This window comes from Pantoea nemavictus (assembly GCF_037479095.1).
GTDB lineage: Bacteria > Pseudomonadota > Gammaproteobacteria > Enterobacterales > Enterobacteriaceae > Pantoea > Pantoea nemavictus.
The window spans coordinates 1,689,607-1,703,707 of the sequence record NZ_JBBGZW010000001.1 but is presented as its reverse complement, the minus strand read 5'-3'; the positions used below and the strand labels follow the sequence as shown (position 1 = coordinate 1,703,707).

The following is a 14,101-nucleotide window of genomic DNA, read 5'->3' as shown; positions in this document are numbered from 1 at the left end:
GAGGACACAATGCAGGGTTCTGTGACAGAGTTTCTAAAACCGCGCCTGGTAGATATCGAGCAAGTGAGTTCGACGCACGCCAAGGTGACCCTTGAGCCGTTAGAGCGTGGCTTTGGCCATACTCTTGGTAACGCACTGCGCCGTATTCTGCTTTCTTCCATGCCGGGTTGCGCGGTGACCGAGGTTGAGATTGATGGTGTGCTTCATGAGTACTCCACCAAAGAGGGCGTACAGGAAGATATCCTGGAAATCCTGCTTAACCTGAAAGGGTTGGCGGTAAGAGTTCAAGGTAAAGATGAAGTCATCCTTACTCTGAATAAATCTGGCATTGGCCCTGTGACTGCAGCCGACATCACCCACGACGGTGATGTTGAAATCGTCAAGCCGCAGCATGTGATCTGCCACCTGACCGATGAAAACGCATCTATTAGCATGCGTATCAAAGTTCAACGTGGTCGTGGTTATGTGCCGGCTTCTGCCCGAATTCATTCGGAAGAAGATGAGCGCCCAATCGGCCGTCTGTTGGTTGACGCTTGCTACAGCCCTGTAGACCGTATCGCCTACAATGTTGAAGCAGCGCGTGTAGAACAGCGTACCGACCTGGACAAGCTGGTCATCGAAATGGAAACCAACGGCACAATCGATCCTGAAGAGGCGATTCGTCGTGCGGCAACCATCCTGGCAGAACAACTGGAAGCTTTCGTTGACTTACGTGATGTACGTCAGCCGGAAGTGAAAGAAGAGAAACCAGAATTCGATCCGATCCTGCTGCGCCCTGTTGACGATCTGGAATTGACTGTCCGCTCTGCTAACTGCCTTAAGGCAGAAGCTATCCACTACATCGGTGATCTGGTACAGCGTACCGAGGTTGAGCTGCTTAAAACGCCTAACCTGGGTAAAAAATCTCTTACCGAGATTAAAGATGTGCTTGCTTCACGTGGTTTGTCTCTGGGCATGCGCCTGGAAAACTGGCCACCAGCAAGCATTGCTGATGAATAACCCGATCACAGGTTAAGGTTTCACTGAGAAGGATAAGGTCATGCGCCATCGTAAGAGTGGTCGTCAACTGAACCGCAACAGCAGCCATCGTCAGGCTATGTTCCGCAACATGGCTGGTTCTCTGGTTCGTCATGAGATCATTAAGACGACTCTGCCGAAAGCCAAAGAGCTGCGCCGCGTAGTTGAGCCGCTGATTACTCTTGCCAAGACCGACAGCGTAGCTAATCGTCGTCTGGCATTCGCCCGCACTCGTGACAACGAGATCGTGGCAAAACTGTTTAACGAGCTGGGCCCGCGTTTCGCGAGCCGTGCCGGTGGTTACACTCGCATTTTGAAGTGTGGCTTCCGTGCTGGTGACAACGCTCCGATGGCTTACATCGAGCTGGTTGATCGTCCAGAAGCTCAAGCAGAAGTTACTGCAGAGTAATTTGTAGTATCGTAGAAAACCCGCTTCGGCGGGTTTTTTATTGTCCGTAATTCCTTCCCATTTCCTCCCCTTTCGCTATGCTGATGGCAGATACATTTGTCAGGAGCTCCTTGATGTGGCTAATTGATCAACTTGTTGAGCAGCATATCCGTGAGGCTCAAGAAAAAGGTGAACTGAGTAACCTACCTGGTGAAGGTGCACCTTTACACATCGAAGACGATAGCGGAGTACCGGTCGAACTGCGCACTGCTTATCGTCTGTTAAAAAACGCCGGCTATTTGCCCCCAGAACTGGAGATGCGCCGCGAAGCATTAGCACTCAATGATTTGTTGCAAGAGTTAGATCCAAATGATGAAAAAGCGCGCGAGTTCTCGAAACGTTTAGCGTTGCTGCAGTTAAAACTGCAACAGGCTGGAATTAGCACCGACTTTTTACGTGGCGATTACAGCGACGTCATTCATCAGCGTTTGCAGCAGGAAAAATAGTATGTACAAGATAGGCAAGCTCGCAAAGATGGCGGATGTTACGCCTGATACCATCCGCTTTTATGAAAAACAGCAGATGATGAATCATGAGGTACGTACTGAGGGCGGTTTTCGTCTTTATAGCGAAGATGATTTACAACGCTTACGTTTTATTCGTTACGGACGGCAATTGGGCTTCAGCTTAGATTCTATCCGCGGACTATTGTCGATCCGCATCGATCCTGAGCATCATACCTGTCAGGAATCAAAGGCGATCGTGGCAAAACGCCTGGATGAAGTTAATGGTATGATCGCTGAGCTACAGACCATCCAGCATTCATTGCATCGTCTCGCCGAAACCTGCTGCGGTGATATACATAGCAGCACTTGCTGCTCAATTCTCGAGGCGCTAGAAAAAGGTGAAGAGCCGCATCCTGAAATTTGTTGTAGCAAAGATTGAATTTTGCACTGTAAGGACTATAGTTGCGCCGTAACTAACTGGAGGACAAGATGAGCCGCTATCAGCATCAAAAAGGTAAAATAAACGATAATGCACTCGAAGCCTTACTGCATGATCCACTGTTTCGACAGCGTATTGAGAAGAATCAGAAAGGTAAGGGTAGCTATCAGCGTAGAGAAAAACATGCGAAAGGACGTAACTGGGAGGCCAGTGATAAGCAGAAAAGTTTATCACTGGCCTTCAGCTCTAAAGTTAAAAAAGCCGCCTTATTCGGGCGGCTTTTTCATCATAATTTATCGTGATTTTGTTGTTTTAAAAGGTCACGAATTTCAGTCAGCAGTAACTCTTCATTCGTTGGTTTAGGTGCTGCTTTTTCGACTTCTTTTTTCTGGTACAGCTTATTCATTACTTTAATTGCCAGGAAGATAGCGAAAGCAACAATAACGAAATCGAAAACAGTCTGAATAAAATTACCGTACTCCATCACCACTGCAGGAATATCACCTTCTGCTGGTTTAAGTATCCATTTAAACTGCTTGAAATCAACGCCGCCAATCAACAAGCCAAGTGGTGGCATGATGATATTCGCGACCAGTGAAGAAACAATCTTACCAAAAGCAGCACCGATGATGACACCGACTGCCAGGTCAACCACGTTCCCACGCATTGCAAAATCACGAAACTCTTTGAATAAACTCATTGTTATCTCCTTGCCTTGGCCAATGGCTAAAGTCTAACAAACCTTTGTGCAATTGCCATTATAACAATGGATTAAGCAAAACTTTCACGGCGGGCTATCGCCCGCAGCAATTACAGGAAGAAAGGACTAGGCTGGAACAGGCGTTCGACATCCGGGACAAACTTCTTATCTGTCAGGAACATAATTACGTGATCGCCCTGTTCGACGCGAACATTGTCATTCGCGATGATCACTTCGTCACCGCGTACAACGGCACCGATAATGGTTCCTGGGGGTAGCTTAATATCTTCGATCAAACGGCCAACAACGCGCGAAGTTGTTTCATCGCCATGTGCTATAGCTTCGATGGCTTCTGCGATACCGCGGCGTAACGATGAAACGCCAACAATATCAGCTTTACGTACGTGGCTCAGCAGGGCCGATATCGTGGCCTGTTGTGGTGAGATAGCAATGTCGATCACGCTGCCTTGTACAAGATCGACATAGGCACGGCGCTGGATCAGCACCATCACCTTTTTGGCCCCCATCTTTTTAGCCAGCATGGCCGACATAATGTTGGCTTCATCGTCGTTAGTTACTGCGATAAAGAGATCGACTTGATCCACGTGCTCTTCTGCTAGCAACTCCTGATCTGAAGCGTCACCGTAAAACACAATGGTGTCGTGCAGGCGTTCAGCGAGTTCGGCCGCGCGCTGTTGATTACGTTCAATCAACTTCACGCTGTACTGTTTTTCCAGACGCTGCGCCAGGCCAAAGCCAATATTGCCGCCGCCAACCAGCATGATGCGTTTATACGGTTTTTCCAGGCGTTGCATCTCGCTCATTACCGCGCGAATATGCTGACTTGCTGCAATAAAGAAGACTTCATCACCGGCTTCGACAATTGTGGAACCCTGCGGGCGAATGGGACGATCCTGACGAAAAATCGCGGCTACACGCGTATCGATGTGTGGCATATGTTCGCGCATAATCGATAACGGATTGCCTACCAGTGGGCCGCCATAATAGGCTTTAACCACCGCGAGGCTCACTTTTCCTTCGGCAAAATTCACCACCTGAAGAGCACCTGGATATTGGATCAGCCGATAAATATTGTCTATCACCAACTGTTCCGGTGATATCAAATGGTCAATCGGTACGGCTTCCGGCACAAACAGCTTCTCCGCATCGCGTAAATACTCGGCGGCGCGGATACGGGCGATGCGGTTTGGCGTATTGAAAAGTGAATAGGCAATCTGACACGCTACCATATTGGTTTCGTCGGAGTTGGTCACCGCCACCAACATATCGGCGTCTTCAGCACCGGCTTCACGCAAGATGCGTGGATGTGATCCATGGCCATGCACAACGCGCAGATCAAATTTGTCCTGCAGCACGCGTAAACGGGTGGCATCGCTATCGACGACCGTAATATCGTTATTTTCCCCCACCAGATTCTCTGCCAGGGTTCCGCCGACCTGACCGGCGCCGAGGATAATGATTTTCATGGCTTAGATGCTCTTGTCAGATTGCGCTGCACTATTTTTTCATCAGCTTAGCGTAGAAGAAGCCGTCACCGCCATCGACGGTCGGGAAAACCTGCCAGCCATTGGCCTGTCCCTGCGGTAATGTCTCCGCCACTGCATCACTGTGCGCCGCCAAAAAGGTACTGATTTGTTGATGATTCTCTTCAGGGAGAATTGAGCAGGTTGCATAAATCATTGTCCCGCCAGACTTCAGACGCGGCCAAATAGCCTCAAGAATTTCACGCTGCAAAATAGCCAGCTCGGCAATATCACGATCGCGACGCAGCCACTTGATGTCTGGATGGCGGCGAATCACTCCAGTCGCTGAGCAGGGAGCATCTAGCAGGATACGATCAAATTGCATTTCGCCACACCATTCTGCCGGTGTACGACCATCACCCTGACGTACTTCAGCCTGCATATCCAGGCGTTGTAGATTTTCGTGTACGCGAAGCAGGCGTTGCTGGTCAATATCGACGGCTAATACCTTGGCCTGTGGGGCAATTTCAAGGATATGCGTGGTTTTACCGCCGGGTGCTGCGCAAAGATCGAGAATGGATTCGCCATTCTGCGGTTCAAGCAGTAACGCGCAGCGCTGTGCGGAGAGATCCTGAACCGTTACCCAACCATGTTCGAAACCAGGCAGATGGCTCACGGGAGCGGGGGAGTCCAAACGCAAAGCATCGGGTGCATCGCCCGGGAAAGCCTGTTTGTCTGCTGCCTGCAATAATGCTAACCATGCATCCCGGCTATGATGCTGGCGATTGACGCGCAGCCACATCGGCGGGCGCTGATTATTGGCTTCTACAATGTGCTGCCACTGTTCTGGCCATGCAGCTTGCAGACGTTTGAGTAACCAACCGGGATGCCAGTAACGTTGCGTACCTTGATCAACTTCCGCTAAAAGCGCTTCTTGTTGGCGCAGGAACTGGCGAAGCACACCGTTTAATAGACCTTTCAAATTTGCGCGTTTCAGTACCTCGGCACCTGCGACAGTTTCCGCCAGTGCGGCATGTGCTGGCACGCGGGTGTAGAGCAGCTGATAAAGCCCAACCATCAACAGATAATGCAGCACTCGCTGCTTACCCGTTAACGTACGTTCCATCAATTTGCCAATCAAGGCTTCCAGCTGTGGCAACGTGCGCATCACGCCAAAGCACAACTCTTGCAGCAGTGCGCCATCTTTATCCGATAACGCTTTTTGTGCAGCAGGCAGAATGGCGCTCAGTGATTCGCCCTTATCCACAACACGTTCAATGAGTTGCGCAGCCAGGCTTCGCAAATTGTTGTTTTTTTTCATTTTCTTTTATCAAACAAAAAGCCCGGTTAAACCGGGCTTGGAGGATCAGGCCAGAACGGTTCCAGGAGCGAACCATTCGCGACGCGAATTGAGCAGGTCCTGCGCAGACATGGCTTTTTTACCAGCAGGTTGCAGTGACTCCAGATTTAGTACGCCATCGGCTGTAGCGATCTGAATGCCTTGTTTATCAACATGCACGATTTCACCGGGATGCTTATTTTGGTGCGGTAAAACGCTTGCCTGCCAGACTTTAACCGGTTGCTCATCTACCATGAAATAGCTCATTGGCCATGGATTAAAGGCGCGGATACAACGCTCCAACTGCACAGCAGAAAGCGACCAATCGAGACGCGCTTCTTCTTTACTCAGTTTCTCGGCATAAGAGACCAATGCTTCATCCTGAACTTCTGGCTTGGCATGACCACTTGCCAGCAGTTCCAGCGTTAGCAACATGCCTTGGGGACCAAGTTGCGCCAGTTTTTCATACAGAGACGCGCTGGTGTCTTCAGGCGTAATTGGGCATGAAAGCTTATGCAGCATGTCACCGGTATCAAGACCAACATCCATTTGCATGATGGTCACGCCAGTTTCGCTATCGCCAGCCCAGAGCGCGCGTTGAATCGGCGCCGCGCCGCGCCAGCGAGGCAACAGCGAACCATGCACATTAATACAACCCAGACGCGGCATCGCCAACACGGCTTTCGGCAGGATCAAGCCATAAGCTACGACCACCATAATATCGGCCTGCAATTCGGCAACCAGATGCTGGTTCTCTTCAGGCTTCAGGGATTTCGGCTGAAACACGGGAATATCATGTACCTGCGCCAGGACTTTTACCGGGCTTGGCGTAAGTTTATTACCGCGTCCAGCGGGACGATCGGGCTGAGTAAAGACGCCAACTACCTGGTGCTGAGAAGCAAGCAGCGCGTCAAGATGACGCGCTGCAAAGTCAGGTGTACCGGCAAAGATAATTTTGAGCGGTGCAGACACAGTTTAACCTTCTATTAGCGCTTAATCTTCGCGTGCGTTAAGGCGGGCCAATTTTTCCAGTTTCTGTTTAATACGCTGACGTTTAAGTGGCGACAGATAATCAATGAAAAGTTTGCCATCGAGATGATCGATTTCATGCTGGATACAAATCGCCAGCAGACCGTCAGTTTCCAGCTCAAAGCTGTTGCCATCGCGATCCAGAGCACGCACTTTGACCCATTCTGCACGCGGCACAAAAGCACGTTGTTCAGGAATGGAAAGGCAGCCTTCTTCAATACCGGTTTCACCACTTTTTTCCAGCAATTCCGGATTGATCAGTACTAAACGCTCGTCACGATTTTCTGAAACATCAATGACAATGATGCGTTGATGAATATCGACCTGAGTCGCCGCTAAGCCAATACCTTCTTCGGCGTACATGGTTTCGAACATGTCGTCGACAATACGCTGAACGTCTGCGTTTACGGTTGCCACCGGCGCAGCGATTTTGCGGAGGCGATCATCAGGGAAATGTAATACCTGCAAAACTGACATAAATATCCAGATCTGTATGCGTTAAAGAAAAGATTATTGCCGCATATTGTAGACTTTCTGATGCCCGATTGACAGCATTGCACCGCATGATAGCGCGGCTGACAAGGAGTGCGGCATGGAGAGAATTGAATGGATGCTCAGGTTGGCAAACGTGAAAGGATTAAGCAGTCGGCTTGTCAGACATTTAGCGGTAACACTGCAGGATAACGCTCATATTGATGATGACCTTTTGCTAGATCACGGATTGAGCGAAATACAGCGACAGCAGTTCAGGGAGCTATGCCCACGCCAATTAGAGAGAACGCATGCATGGCTGGCGCATGAACAGCACCATTTAGTGGCATGTATAGAGGAACATTATCCTACGGCGTTAGCCGAAATTAGCCGACGTCCGTCATTACTGTATGTCGCCGGAAGTTTGGATGCTCTGCAAACACCCCAACTGGGCGTGGTGGGCAGCCGCCATTGCACCCATTACGGCAAACAATGGGGAAGCTGGTTTACGCAGCAATTGGCGCTAAGTGGTTTAACTATTACCAGTGGTTTAGCGCGCGGAATAGATGGTGTGGCACATCGCGCCGCGTTAGAAGTACAGGGCAAAACCGTGGCAGTGTTAGGCAGTGGCCTGCAATATATCTACCCGAAAAACCATCAAACCCTGGCGCGCGAAATCATGAACAGAGGTGGTGCGCTGGTCTCTGAGTTCCCACTTGATATGGCCCCGCATCCGGTTAACTTTCCTCGACGTAATCGTATCATCAGTGGTTTAAGCTTGGGTGTGTTGGTGATAGAAGCCACGCTCAAAAGCGGTTCGCTAGTTACTGCACGCTATGCTTTGGAACAAAATCGCAACGTTTATGCCTTACCCGGTGCTTTAGGTAATCCTGGTAGTGAAGGAACGCACTGGCTTATTCAGCAAGGGGCGCTGCTGGTGGCGCATCCCAACAATATTCTTGAAGATTTACATTCAACGTTGCAATGGCTGCCTGATAGCACTTCAGAAACAATATATTCACAAGACAGTGACGATGTTCCATTGCCATTTGCAACTGTGTTGGCTAACGTAGGTGATGAGGTTACACCTGTTGACGTCGTCGCTGAACGTGCCGGCCAACCTGTGCCAGTTATCGCAGCTCACTTGCTGGAGCTGGAGTTAGCAGGATGGATCGCAGCTGTACCCGGCGGCTATGTCCGATTGAGGAGGGCATGCCATGTTCGACGTACTTATGTACTTGTTTGAGACGTATATCCACAACGAAGCCGAAATGCGCGTTGATCAGGATAAATTGACAGATGATTTAACCGATGCCGGTTTCCATCGTGAAGATATCTACAATGCGTTGAATTGGCTTGAACGGTTAGCGGATTACCAGGAAGGCTTGGTTGCGCCTGTACTCATGGCAAACGATCCGCTCTCCATGCGAATCTACACGGAAGAGGAAAACCAGCGTTTAGATGCCGAATGTCGCGGTTTTATTTTGTTCCTGGAACAGGTCCAGGTGCTGAATATGGAAACACGCGAGATGGTTATTGAACGCGTAATGGCCCTTGATACCCTGGAATTCGATCTTGAAGATCTCAAATGGGTGGTGTTGATGGTGTTGTTTAACATTCCAGGATGTGAAAATGCCTATCAGCAAATGGAAGAACTGCTATTCGACGTCAATGAAGGTATGCTGCATTAATAATCTGCGCTTGATGCAACCGGTAATATGAGTAAACCAGCACTATTCTCCGTGCCTAAACACGATCCCTGCCCCGCTTGCGGGGCAGAATTAGTTATACGCTCCGGCAAACACGGTCCCTTTCTTGGATGTATCAACTATCCAACCTGTGACTATATCCGCCCGCTGAAGAGTCAGGGCGATGGCCACGTCGTAAAAGTACTGGAAGGCCACGCATGCCCAAAATGTGGAGCAGATAAAGTTCTACGCCAGGGACGATTTGGCATGTTCGTGGGGTGTAGCCATTATCCAGAGTGTGATTACACAGAAACCATCGACAAACCTGACGAAACAGCTATCAGCTGTCCGCAATGTCAGAACGGCAAACTCGTACAACGGCGCTCGCGTTATGGCAAAACCTTCCACTCTTGCGACCGCTATCCAGAGTGTCAGTTTGCAATCAATGCAACGCCGGTTGAAGGTGTTTGCCCACATTGTCAGTTCCCTTTATTAATAGAGAAGAAAACCGCACAGGGCATGAAGCGCTTCTGCGCCAGCAAACGCTGCGGTAAGCCTATTGTTCAGGACGAAGAGTTATCATGAAACCAAGTCAGTATTCAGCAGGAAGCCTCGATTTTTGTATTGAGCAACTCCAGCAGCAGGAAGTTATCGCCTACCCAACAGAAGCCGTATTCGGCTTGGGTTGCGATCCTGATAGCGAAAATGCCGTAATGGCGCTTCTTGCGCTCAAGCAGCGTCCAGTCGACAAAGGTCTTATTCTTATTGCAGCCGATTACGCGCAGCTTGAACCTTATATCGCTGATCGTGAGCTGACTGTACTACAGCGCGAGCGCATGTTTGCCAGCTGGCCTGGCCCGGTGACCTATGTGGTTCCAGCTTCGCCACACACACCGCGCTGGCTCACTGGACGTTTTGATTCTTTAGCAATTCGCGTTAGCGATCACCCTGAAGTGCAGGCGCTATGCCGTGGTTTTGGAAAACCCCTGGTTTCGACCAGCGCCAATCTTTCTGGTGAACCGCCTTGCCGCAATGCGGAAGAAGTTGTTCAGCAATTTGGTGCTCAGTTTCCAGTGTTACACGCTGAAACCGGTGGACGCCTGAATCCTTCTGAAATCCGCGACGTTATTAGCGGTGAACTTATTCGTCAGGGTTAATGTATGGAAAACTTTGCTGTTTTTGGTAATCCCATCGCGCATAGCAAATCACCTTTTATTCATTCTCTGTTTGCTGAGCAAACCGGTATTGAGCATCAATATGGTAGAGAGTGTGCGCCATTAGAAGGGTTTCCTCAGGCAATAGCGGATTTTTTTGCTAAGGGTGGTAAAGGCGCCAACGTAACGTTGCCTTTTAAGCAGCAAGCGTGGGAGTTTGCTGATGAGCTCAGCGAGCGAGCGGCACTCTCCGGCGCTGTTAATACCTTAAAGAAAGATGCGCAGGGTAAGATCTTCGGCGATAACACGGATGGCATTGGTTTACTCAGCGATCTGGAGCGACTGCAGCTGATCCATCCCGGCGATCGTGTGCTGCTGGTGGGTGCCGGCGGAGCAGCGCGAGGTGTGATCCTGCCGCTTCTTTCTTTTGGATGTTCACTGGTTGTGGTCAATCGCACCGTTGAACGAGCAGCAATGCTGGCAGAAATTTTCCACCAGAGCGGAGATATTCAAGCTAGTGGCTTCGGGCAATTAGAGGATCAGGAGTTTGATCTGATCATTAATGCCACTTCGAGTGGTGTCGATGGCAAGGTGCCTGCACTAACCGCCTCTCTTATTAACCAGCAAACGCGTTGCTATGACATGTTTTATCAACAAGGTTTAACGCCATTTCTGCTGTGGTGCCAGCAGCAGGGTGCGCAGCAGCTGGCAGATGGTGTTGGCATGCTGGTGGGGCAAGCCGCTCATGCTTTCCAACTGTGGCATGGCGTGATGCCAGAGATCACGCCAGTGATTACTAAACTAAAGCAGGCAATGCAGCAGGAGTGAGTTTGACGATCAGGAAGGAGCTTTGCTTTCTTGATCGAGATATTCATTCTTCCAACCAACATAATTGTTGGATGAATAGAGCAGCCCGGCGATTTCAGCTTCACTTAGCGGTCGTACTTGTTTAACCGGGCTGCCTAAATAGAGATAGCCACTCTCCAGACGTTTGCCCGGCGGCACCAAACTGCCAGCGCCAATCATCACGTCATCTTCAATAATTACGCCGTCCAGCAGAATCGATCCCATACCAACCAGCACACGATCGCCAATGGTACAGCCGTGTAGCATGGCTTTATGACCCACCGTCACGTCTTCGCCAATGATGAGTGGGAAACCTTCCGGATTGCTGGTGGATTTATGCGTGACGTGCAGTACGCTGCCGTCCTGGATATTACTTCTTTTACCAATCATCACTTTATTCACGTCACCGCGAATCGCTACCAGCGGCCAAATGCTGACGTCATCAGCAAGTTGTACTTCACCGACCACCACGCTGCTGCTATCGATCATGACGCGATCGCCGGTTTGCGGAAAATGGTTCTTATAAGGTCGTAGGGCTATAGACATGATCTTCTCCTTTTACATTTTTACCCAAGCCTGCGGTTTAAAAGCCGGATAAACAAGATGATTTTTGAACAGATCGCTCGCGATCGCAGCGAAAAGAATGAAAACTCGCCAGTCGATTAAAAAGATCGAAAAAAGGGGTTGTGCAAAAAATTCGGATCCCTATAATGCGCCACCACTGAGACGGCAAAGCGGCAACGCAGGCGGCTCAGCAGGGAGTGAAGAAATTCATCCCGCCGGATGAAAGCGCTGAAAAAAAGTGTTTGACTCTGAAGGAGGAAAGCGTAATATACGCCACCTCGCGACAGGCGGTTAACCCGCTGTTCGCAACGCTCTTTAACAATTTATCAGACAATCTGTGTGGGCACTCGCAGGATTGATATCAGCGTCTCCGGACGCAAAAAAATATCAAGTCTCACGAGTGAACACATAATGAAATTCATTATGACGTTTTACAGATGAGCATCGCTTAACTTGTTTAAGCAAATCAAACTTAAATTGAAGAGTTTGATCATGGCTCAGATTGAACGCTGGCGGCAGGCCTAACACATGCAAGTCGGACGGTAGCACAGAGGAGCTTGCTCCTTGGGTGACGAGTGGCGGACGGGTGAGTAATGTCTGGGAAACTGCCCGATGGAGGGGGATAACTACTGGAAACGGTAGCTAATACCGCATAACGTCGCAAGACCAAAGTGGGGGACCTTCGGGCCTCACACCATCGGATGTGCCCAGATGGGATTAGCTAGTAGGTGGGGTAATGGCTCACCTAGGCGACGATCCCTAGCTGGTCTGAGAGGATGACCAGCCACACTGGAACTGAGACACGGTCCAGACTCCTACGGGAGGCAGCAGTGGGGAATATTGCACAATGGGCGCAAGCCTGATGCAGCCATGCCGCGTGTATGAAGAAGGCCTTCGGGTTGTAAAGTACTTTCAGCGGGGAGGAAGGCGGTGAGGTTAATAACCTCACCGATTGACGTTACCCGCAGAAGAAGCACCGGTTAACGCCGTGCCAGCAGCCGCGGTACTACGGAGGGTGCAAGCGTTAATCGGAATTACTGGGCGTAAAGCGCACGCAGGCGGTCTGTCAAGTCGGATGTGAAATCCCCGGGCTTAACCTGGGAACTGCATTCGAAACTGGCAGGCTAGAGTCTCGTAGAGGGGGGTAGAATTCCAGGTGTAGCGGTGAAATGCGTAGAGATCTGGAGGAATACCGGTGGCGAAGGCGGCCCCCTGGACGAAGACTGACGCTCAGGTGCGAAAGCGTGGGGAGCAAACAGGATTAGATACCCTGGTAGTCCACGCCGTAAACGATGTCGACTTGGAGGTTGTTCCCTTGAGGAGTGGCTTCCGGAGCTAACGCGTTAAGTCGACCGCCTGGGGAGTACGGCCGCAAGGTTAAAACTCAAATGAATTGACGGGGGCCCGCACAAGCGGTGGAGCATGTGGTTTAATTCGATGCAACGCGAAGAACCTTACCTACTCTTGACATCCAGCGAACTTAGCAGAGATGCTTTGGTGCCTTCGGGAACGCTGAGACAGGTGCTGCATGGCTGTCGTCAGCTCGTGTTGTGAAATGTTGGGTTAAGTCCCGCAACGAGCGCAACCCTTATCCTTTGTTGCCAGCGGTTCGGCCGGGAACTCAAAGAAGACTGCCAGTGATAAACTTGAAGAAGGCGGGGATGAAGTCAAGTCATCATGGCACTTACGAGTAGGGCTACACACGTGCTACAATGGCGCATACAAAGAGAAGCGACCTCGCGAGAGCAAGCGGACCTCATAAAGTGCGTCGTAGTCCGGATCGGAGTCTGCAACTCGACTCCGTGAAGTCGGAATCGCTAGTAATCGTAGATCAGAATGCTACGGTGAATACGTTCCCGGGCCTTGTACACACCGCCCGTCACACCATGGGAGTGGGTTGCAAAAGAAGTAGGTAGCTTAACCTTCGGGAGGGCGCTTACCACTTTGTGATTCATGACTGGGGTGAAGTCGTAACAAGGTAACCGTAGGGGAACCTGCGGTTGGATCACCTCCTTACCTGAAGATACCTTCCCGCGAAGTGCTCACACAGATTGTCTGATAGAAAGTAACGAGCAGAAAAAACCTCTACAGGCTTGTAGCTCAGGTGGTTAGAGCGCACCCCTGATAAGGGTGAGGTCGGTGGTTCAAGTCCACTCAGGCCTACCAAATTTCTCCTCATGCTGCGTTATGCGCGCGGTCGTTTACGAAAGTAAACTTCCCTTACGCATGCCTTGCATGAGAAGAAATTAACATTTCTCATTTGATGAATGTGACTCCTGGTGAGTGGTAGTAGTGGTCTCTGCAGTAACTGTATGGGGCTATAGCTCAGCTGGGAGAGCGCCTGCCTTGCACGCAGGAGGTCAGCGGTTCGATCCCGCTTAGCTCCACCATTACAGTGACTCAAAACAATACTTCAGAGCGTACCGGAAACGGTGTGCTGCGAAGTATTATGCTCTTTAACAATCCGGAACAAGCT

16 protein-coding genes, 2 tRNA genes and 1 rRNA gene are annotated in these 14,101 nt (G+C 50.3%); 13 read left to right on the top strand and 6 right to left on the bottom strand.

Annotation, left to right across the window (positions count from 1 at the left end):
• The first annotated feature begins 9 nt into the window (after positions 1-9).
• The 5 genes from WH298_RS07710 (at position 10) to WH298_RS07690 (ending at position 2,652) form a co-directional block, all read left to right on the top strand.
• The gene (locus tag WH298_RS07710) at positions 10-999 is read left to right on the top strand and encodes a DNA-directed RNA polymerase subunit alpha (protein WP_007891688.1); all 990 of its coding nucleotides are present in this window, start codon (positions 10-12) and stop codon (positions 997-999) included.
• 40 nt (positions 1,000-1,039) lie between these two features.
• Positions 1,040-1,426 (top strand): 50S ribosomal protein L17, encoded by a 387-nt coding sequence (rplQ, locus tag WH298_RS07705; protein WP_007891689.1) that lies wholly within the window; start codon positions 1,040-1,042, stop codon positions 1,424-1,426.
• A gap of 113 nt (positions 1,427-1,539) precedes the next feature.
• Positions 1,540-1,911: a DnaJ family domain-containing protein gene (locus tag WH298_RS07700; RefSeq protein ID WP_180822596.1), complete on the top strand. Its 372-nt coding sequence runs from the start codon at positions 1,540-1,542 to the stop codon at positions 1,909-1,911.
• Between the two features lies 1 nt (position 1,912).
• Entirely contained in the window at positions 1,913-2,350 is a 438-nt protein-coding gene (gene zntR / locus WH298_RS07695) for a Zn(2+)-responsive transcriptional regulator (protein ID WP_007891691.1), read from the top strand.
• A gap of 50 nt (positions 2,351-2,400) precedes the next feature.
• The gene (locus WH298_RS07690; RefSeq protein ID WP_180822595.1) at positions 2,401-2,652 is read left to right on the top strand and encodes an alternative ribosome-rescue factor A; all 252 of its coding nucleotides are present in this window, start codon (positions 2,401-2,403) and stop codon (positions 2,650-2,652) included.
• Here WH298_RS07690 and mscL read toward each other — a convergent pair.
• The 5 genes from mscL to def form a co-directional block, all read right to left on the bottom strand.
• The gene (mscL, locus tag WH298_RS07685) at positions 2,637-3,050 is read right to left on the bottom strand and encodes a large-conductance mechanosensitive channel protein MscL (RefSeq protein WP_007891693.1); all 414 of its coding nucleotides are present in this window, start codon (positions 3,048-3,050) and stop codon (positions 2,637-2,639) included. The genes WH298_RS07690 and mscL overlap by 16 nt on opposite strands.
• A 110-nt stretch (positions 3,051-3,160) precedes the next feature.
• The gene (trkA, locus tag WH298_RS07680; protein ID WP_007891694.1) at positions 3,161-4,537 is read right to left on the bottom strand and encodes a Trk system potassium transporter TrkA; all 1,377 of its coding nucleotides are present in this window, start codon (positions 4,535-4,537) and stop codon (positions 3,161-3,163) included.
• Positions 4,538-4,568: 31 nt separating this feature from the next.
• A complete protein-coding gene (rsmB, locus tag WH298_RS07675) occupies positions 4,569-5,855 on the bottom strand; it encodes a 16S rRNA (cytosine(967)-C(5))-methyltransferase RsmB (protein ID WP_180822594.1) in 1,287 nt (428 codons plus the stop codon).
• Between the two features lie 45 nt (positions 5,856-5,900).
• On the bottom strand, positions 5,901-6,845 hold the full coding sequence (gene fmt / locus WH298_RS07670) for a methionyl-tRNA formyltransferase (protein ID WP_180822593.1): 945 nt from the start codon (positions 6,843-6,845) through the stop codon (positions 5,901-5,903).
• Positions 6,846-6,866: 21 nt separating this feature from the next.
• Positions 6,867-7,379 carry a peptide deformylase gene (def, locus tag WH298_RS07665; protein ID WP_049850732.1) on the bottom strand — a complete coding sequence of 171 codons (513 nt, stop codon included), beginning with the start codon at positions 7,377-7,379 and terminating at the stop codon, positions 6,867-6,869.
• A 115-nt stretch (positions 7,380-7,494) separates the two neighbouring features.
• Here def and dprA point away from each other — a divergent pair, with 115 nt between their 5' ends.
• From dprA to aroE, 5 genes are read left to right on the top strand one after another with little or no spacing between them, the layout of a single operon-like run.
• On the top strand, positions 7,495-8,619 hold the full coding sequence (dprA, locus tag WH298_RS07660) for a DNA-protecting protein DprA (protein WP_180822592.1): 1,125 nt from the start codon (positions 7,495-7,497) through the stop codon (positions 8,617-8,619).
• Positions 8,591-9,064 (top strand): DUF494 family protein Smg, encoded by a 474-nt coding sequence (gene smg, locus WH298_RS07655; protein WP_007891699.1) that lies wholly within the window; start codon positions 8,591-8,593, stop codon positions 9,062-9,064. The genes dprA and smg overlap by 29 nt, the downstream gene beginning before the upstream one ends.
• A gap of 27 nt (positions 9,065-9,091) precedes the next feature.
• Positions 9,092-9,646 (top strand): DNA topoisomerase family protein, encoded by a 555-nt coding sequence (locus tag WH298_RS07650; protein ID WP_072093385.1) that lies wholly within the window; start codon positions 9,092-9,094, stop codon positions 9,644-9,646.
• A complete protein-coding gene (gene tsaC / locus WH298_RS07645; protein ID WP_007891701.1) occupies positions 9,643-10,218 on the top strand; it encodes an L-threonylcarbamoyladenylate synthase type 1 TsaC in 576 nt (191 codons plus the stop codon). Before WH298_RS07650 ends, tsaC begins: the two co-directional genes overlap by 4 nt.
• 3 nt (positions 10,219-10,221) lie before the next feature.
• A complete protein-coding gene (gene aroE, locus WH298_RS07640; protein WP_049850728.1) occupies positions 10,222-11,043 on the top strand; it encodes a shikimate dehydrogenase in 822 nt (273 codons plus the stop codon).
• A gap of 9 nt (positions 11,044-11,052) precedes the next feature.
• On the opposite strand, the gene WH298_RS07635 is transcribed toward aroE, so the two are convergent.
• Positions 11,053-11,607: a gamma carbonic anhydrase family protein gene (locus WH298_RS07635; protein ID WP_007891703.1), complete on the bottom strand. Its 555-nt coding sequence runs from the start codon at positions 11,605-11,607 to the stop codon at positions 11,053-11,055.
• A gap of 492 nt (positions 11,608-12,099) precedes the next feature.
• Between WH298_RS07635 and WH298_RS07630 the strand changes: the two genes are divergently transcribed.
• The 3 genes from WH298_RS07630 to WH298_RS07620 all read left to right on the top strand — a co-directional run bounded on the left by WH298_RS07630 (position 12,100) and on the right by WH298_RS07620 (position 14,015).
• A 16S ribosomal RNA gene (locus WH298_RS07630) occupies positions 12,100-13,641 on the top strand.
• A 73-nt stretch (positions 13,642-13,714) separates the two neighbouring features.
• Positions 13,715-13,791: transfer RNA gene (locus tag WH298_RS07625), tRNA-Ile, on the top strand.
• A 148-nt stretch (positions 13,792-13,939) separates the two neighbouring features.
• Positions 13,940-14,015: transfer RNA gene (locus tag WH298_RS07620), tRNA-Ala, on the top strand.
• Positions 14,016-14,101 lie beyond the last annotated feature (86 nt).

What these genes read in the sequence shown, in the direction of transcription:
- WH298_RS07710 (WP_007891688.1), top strand. Translation starts at nt 10, where the DNA reads ATGCAGGGTTCTGTGACAGAGTTTCTAAAACCGCGCCTGGTAGATATC.
- rplQ (WP_007891689.1), top strand. Translation starts at nt 1,040, where the DNA reads ATGCGCCATCGTAAGAGTGGTCGTCAACTGAACCGCAACAGCAGCCAT.
- WH298_RS07700 (WP_180822596.1), top strand. Translation starts at nt 1,540, where the DNA reads ATGTGGCTAATTGATCAACTTGTTGAGCAGCATATCCGTGAGGCTCAA.
- zntR (WP_007891691.1), top strand. Translation starts at nt 1,913, where the DNA reads ATGTACAAGATAGGCAAGCTCGCAAAGATGGCGGATGTTACGCCTGAT.
- WH298_RS07690 (WP_180822595.1), top strand. Translation starts at nt 2,401, where the DNA reads ATGAGCCGCTATCAGCATCAAAAAGGTAAAATAAACGATAATGCACTC.
- mscL (WP_007891693.1), bottom strand. Translation starts at nt 3,050, where the DNA reads ATGAGTTTATTCAAAGAGTTTCGTGATTTTGCAATGCGTGGGAACGTG.
- trkA (WP_007891694.1), bottom strand. Translation starts at nt 4,537, where the DNA reads ATGAAAATCATTATCCTCGGCGCCGGTCAGGTCGGCGGAACCCTGGCA.
- rsmB (WP_180822594.1), bottom strand. Translation starts at nt 5,855, where the DNA reads ATGAAAAAAAACAACAATTTGCGAAGCCTGGCTGCGCAACTCATTGAA.
- def (WP_049850732.1), bottom strand. Translation starts at nt 7,379, where the DNA reads ATGTCAGTTTTGCAGGTATTACATTTCCCTGATGATCGCCTCCGCAAA.
- dprA (WP_180822592.1), top strand. Translation starts at nt 7,495, where the DNA reads ATGGAGAGAATTGAATGGATGCTCAGGTTGGCAAACGTGAAAGGATTA.
- smg (WP_007891699.1), top strand. Translation starts at nt 8,591, where the DNA reads ATGTTCGACGTACTTATGTACTTGTTTGAGACGTATATCCACAACGAA.
- WH298_RS07650 (WP_072093385.1), top strand. Translation starts at nt 9,092, where the DNA reads ATGAGTAAACCAGCACTATTCTCCGTGCCTAAACACGATCCCTGCCCC.
- tsaC (WP_007891701.1), top strand. Translation starts at nt 9,643, where the DNA reads ATGAAACCAAGTCAGTATTCAGCAGGAAGCCTCGATTTTTGTATTGAG.
- aroE (WP_049850728.1), top strand. Translation starts at nt 10,222, where the DNA reads ATGGAAAACTTTGCTGTTTTTGGTAATCCCATCGCGCATAGCAAATCA.
- WH298_RS07635 (WP_007891703.1), bottom strand. Translation starts at nt 11,607, where the DNA reads ATGTCTATAGCCCTACGACCTTATAAGAACCATTTTCCGCAAACCGGC.